The organism is Limnofasciculus baicalensis BBK-W-15 (assembly GCF_024178385.1).
Lineage (GTDB): Bacteria > Cyanobacteriota > Cyanobacteriia > Cyanobacteriales > Coleofasciculaceae > Limnofasciculus > Limnofasciculus baicalensis.
In genome coordinates, this window is record NZ_JAMZMM010000435.1 from 1 (window position 1) to 4,479 (window position 4,479).

Sequence of the window (4,479 nt, forward strand, 5' to 3'; positions counted from 1 at the left end):
CCCCTAGCCCCTTCAAGTACCAAAAGCGCGATCGCCTGCATCTCCTAATCCTGGAATAATATATCCTTGGTGGTTTACTTCCTCATCAATCATTGCCGTGTAGATAGTCACAGCGGGATAATTACCACCTAGTTTTTGCAAAGCTGGCGGTGCAGCAATTACGTTAATAATCCGGATGAAAGCAGGATCAACTCCTCGCTTTGCTAATTCTGCCATTGCCATCATAATTGAGCCGCCAGTTGCCATCATCGGCTCCGTAATTAAGATTCGGGTTTGGGGGTGAAACTCGCGGGGTAATTTATTTAAGTAACAGCTTGCTTCCAGGGTTTCCTCATTTCGCACCAATCCCAGATGATAAACCGATGCTAAGGGTAACAAGGTTTGCGCACCTTCTAATAATGCCAGTCCAGCTCGCAGAATTGGCACGACTACCATTGGTACTTCTGGATTCACCATTGTCACGGTGCAAGAGCCTAATGGTGTCTCTACCATTAAATCTTCCGTTGGCAACCAGTCCCGAATCGCCTCGTAGGTTAGCCAGCGTCCCAATTCTATCATCGCGCTCTTAAATAGCGGCGGCGGTGTAGCCGCATCACGGGCAACTCCCAGCCAGTGTTTAATCAGGGGGTGGGGGGGAACATAGACACGTAGTTGGGGTGGCATAAGCACTAACTCAGAGGAGGGATCTGAATAATGATAATCTTTTTTCCTGACCTCCGGACTAAGTATCGCGGTTGAGTCTGATCCTGGATCGCTTATTAAAATTCTTTCTCATTAGTATTGACATTTAATTTCAATAAGGCTATAGTAGTTTTCAGTGTTCTCCTCTCGTGAAAGGATCGGCAGGTGGGACGGGCAACTCAGTAGGAGCCTGTTCCACACTTTCTTTTTGGGGAGTGGGGAGTGGGGAAAAATTGTAGGGTGCGTTACGCTACGAAGGGCGCACCCTAAGCGATCGCAAACCCCTAGCCTGCTAAACTAAGACATGTTAAGTAATTATTAAATCTATGTCTGCTGCTTCCAAACCTCCCTCAGTCACGAATCTTGCCAAGTCCCCCGAAGCTATGTCAGTATATGATGCGATCGCGATCGGTTCGGGAATTGGCGGATTGGTAACAGCCACTCAGCTAGCAGCGAAGGGCGCGAAGGTGCTGGTTTTGGAACGGTATCTGATTCCCGGTGGTAGTGCGGGTTACTTTGAGCGAGAGGGGTATCGCTTCGATGTTGGGGCATCGATGATTTTTGGCTTTGGTACAGAAGGGACGACGAATCTCCTTACCAAGGCGCTGGAGGCAGTGAATGTCAGCTTGGAAACGATTCCCGATCAGGTCCAGATTCACTATCATCTCCCAGAAGGTTTAGACCTAAAAGTTCATCGCGATTATGAGAAATTTTTGCAAGAACTTAGCGATCGCTTCCCACAGGAAAAGAAGGGGATTCGCAAGTTTTACGATGAGTGTTGGGCGGTGTTTAACTGTCTCAACGTGATGGACTTGCTATCCTTGGAGGAACTTGGGTATCTGATGCGGGTATTTTTCCAGCATCCTTTGGCTTGTTTGGGGTTGGTCAAGTATTTGCCGCAGAATGCCGGGGATATTGCGCGCAAGTATATCACAGATCCGGAGTTGCTGAAGTTTATTGACATGGAATGTTACTGTTGGTCAGTGGTGCCTGCGGATAAGACACCGATGATTAATGCTGGGATGGTATTTAGCGATCGCCATTTTGGTGGTATTAATTATCCTAAAGGTGGTGTGGGGCAAATTGCTCAGAAATTGGTGGAGGGATTGGAGAAAGCTGGCGGAGAGATTAAGTACAAAGCCAGAGTCACGAAAATTATTATCGAAAATGGTAAGGCTGTTGGAGTGCAGTTAGCAACAGGAGAAGAATATCGCGCCAAGCGGATTATTTCCAATGCTACTCGTTGGGATACCTTTGAGAAATTACTGCCACCAGAAGCAATGCCAGCCTCTGAGAAGAAATGGCAGACTCGGTATCAGAAATCACCCAGTTTCTTGAGTTTACATTTGGGGGTGAAAGCAGATGTTTTACCAGTAGGTACGGAATGTCACCATATTCTTCTGGAAGATTGGGACAAAATGCAAGACTCCCAAGGAACTATTTTCGTCTCAATTCCCACCTTACTTGACCCAGATTTAGCACCAGAGGGGCATCATATTATTCATACCTTTACTCCCAGTTGGATTGAAGAATGGCAGGGATTATCCCCTAGAGAATATCACGACAAGAAAGAAGAAGCAGCCGAATATTTAATTGAGCGGTTAGAGAAGATTTTTCCAGGTTTAATAGAGGGATTAGACTATCAGGAAGTGGGGACACCTCGGACACATCGGCGGTTTTTAGGCAGAGAAGATGGCACTTATGGACCAATTCCTCAGCGTAAGTTAATGGGATTATTAGGAATGCCCTTTAATCGGACAGCAATTCCGGGACTTTATTGTGTGGGGGATAGTACATTTCCGGGACAAGGATTAAATGCAGTCGCATTTTCTGGGTTTGCTTGCGCCCATCGGGTGGCGGTGGATTTGGGGTTGTGAGTAGGCATCTCCACAATAGAATCTCAAAGCTTTACCTGGTCTTATATACATATAGCAACCGCCACAGCGGTTAGGACATAGAGAGATTGGTAGGGGTGTTAGCGACTTCTTGGCGCTAGCCTAGCAAGAGGGCGATAACCTTGGCAACAAACCCTAAATATTTATATCCTCTTGCTTCACCCTCCCCTCACTATTGATGCCTTAACTGCCTTGTCTATTGCTATACATAGGCCCTTAGTTTTGAGTTTTGAGTTTAAACTCTCCTTACCCCTTGTCCCCCTGCCCTACATTAATGTAAAGTTTTGATAACTTTTGCCTAAAATATCCTGAAAAAGAAAAAACACTCAAATCCCTGCCTGATAAAGGTTTGAGCCAAAATCAGTATATGAAGTTTTGATAAATTTATGACGAACTATTCAAAATCACCGATCCCCAAAGGGAGAACTTCATGTTAGTCTGTGGCAGTTCAATAAATAAAAAACGAAACCGAAACGACTACGAGTTAATGAGTGAACTTGAGTTCTATTCCAGCAAAACGAGAAATAGCAACCCTTAGTTCCCCACTACGTTAAATGACAGACTTTATGAATCAAAAAATTTGGAGTAGCCTCACTGTTACTCTCCTAAGCACCGCTCTCAGTACAGCAATATCTCCTGCCCAACAAGCAAAGGCAGTAGAGGGAGGTGATTCGGGAAACCCTTCTGCTCTCGAGGTACAGCAATTTCCAGCAGGAGGAACCCAAATCTCCGCTCAACCATTAGTACAGCCACCAGAAGTAGTGAAAGTGGGAGAGTTTCAGTCACAGATAGCCAAAGCGGTAACAGACGAAGAAGCGATTGCCAAAATTCATGCCTACGAGTTAGAGGGAAGACAAGCAGCGACTATATATGTCCGCAGTATTCCTGTCTTAACATTTTTAGGCTCTCATGGGACAAGTCCAAACACAACCAAAATGGGAGAAACGGCTATTGGTAACTCCAGCATCTCCCAACTAGAATTTCAAAAAAGAACAAATCCCCATCAAGGAATGTCAAATAATGGGGCGATGGCTAACGCAGTGGCGCAAACAGCACAGCCAAGTGGAGCGTTAGCAACCAATGGTAGAAACAACGATCCCGTTTGGCAGGCGACAGCCCTTGCCACCAGACTCAATCAACTAAGTCGAGAGGAGGTAAATGGAGAGGCGATCGCAGTTCGTTGGAATGGCGATTGCAAATGCTACAGTATCACCATCAATAACGAAGAGCTAGTCCGCGTCAACGAGAACACTATCTTGCCAGATACAACCCGCAATCTGGAAGCAGATGCCCTCCAAGCCACCAATCGACTGCGACGTTTAATGGGAAATGCTCCCCCTTTACAGGCAGTTACAGGTAAACCTCAAACACCCCCAGTCACACAGGTAGCTGTCGGACAAATTCGCACTCAGATTAGCGGCATCGCCTCCTGGTATGGTCCGGGTTTTCACGGGAATAGGAGTGCTAGTGGTGAACGATACAATCAAAATGCTCTGACAGCGGCTCATCGCAGCCTACCTTTTGGTACAAAGGTACAAGTGACTAACTTAAATAATGGTCGATCTGTGGTAGTAAAGATTAACGATCGAGGTCCATACATCCGAGGTAGAGTAATAGATGTTTCCGCAGCCGCAGCGAGAGCATTGGGAATGATGCAAAGTGGGGTGGCTCCAGTGCGGATAGATGTTTTAGCTAACACAGGAGAAACCTCAAACTAATCTTCTACTTGGGTGATTGAAGAATCCCCCGCATAGGGTGCGGAGGATTCTGACTGTAATCTATTCCCTCATTTTAGTCTGGTCAAGCGAATAGATACAAAAGCTGCGGCGTGAAAATTATCTCGCCATTCCCCAAGTATCTTTAAGCTGCGACGCATCGAAAGTGGATATTAACATTTGTGGAA

At 46.1% G+C, this 4,479-nt stretch carries 3 protein-coding genes; 2 read left to right on the forward strand and 1 reads right to left on the reverse strand.

Going from position 1 to position 4,479, the window contains the following annotated elements; genetic code table 11:
• Positions 1-12: 12 nt before the first annotated feature.
• Positions 13-663, reverse strand: a complete 651-nt coding sequence (gene upp, locus NJ959_RS26060) for a uracil phosphoribosyltransferase (protein WP_254014671.1) — start codon at positions 661-663, stop codon at positions 13-15.
• Positions 664-1,064: 401 nt separating this feature from the next.
• On the opposite strand from upp, the gene crtH reads away from it, so the two are divergent.
• Both crtH and NJ959_RS26070 read left to right on the forward strand, forming a co-directional pair.
• Positions 1,065-2,558 (forward strand): carotenoid isomerase, encoded by a 1,494-nt coding sequence (gene crtH / locus NJ959_RS26065; protein ID WP_373693714.1) that lies wholly within the window; start codon positions 1,065-1,067, stop codon positions 2,556-2,558.
• Positions 2,559-3,142: 584 nt separating this feature from the next.
• Positions 3,143-4,294, forward strand: a complete 1,152-nt coding sequence (locus NJ959_RS26070) for a septal ring lytic transglycosylase RlpA family protein (RefSeq protein ID WP_254014673.1) — start codon at positions 3,143-3,145, stop codon at positions 4,292-4,294.
• The last annotated feature ends 185 nt before the right edge of the window (positions 4,295-4,479 follow it).

Coding starts and splice junctions, on each gene's coding strand:
- upp (WP_254014671.1), bottom strand. CDS start 663: ATGCCACCCCAACTACGTGTCTATGTTCCCCCCCACCCCCTGATTAAA.
- NJ959_RS26070 (WP_254014673.1), top strand. CDS start 3,143: ATGAATCAAAAAATTTGGAGTAGCCTCACTGTTACTCTCCTAAGCACC.
- crtH (WP_373693714.1), top strand. CDS start 1,065: ATGTCAGTATATGATGCGATCGCGATCGGTTCGGGAATTGGCGGATTG.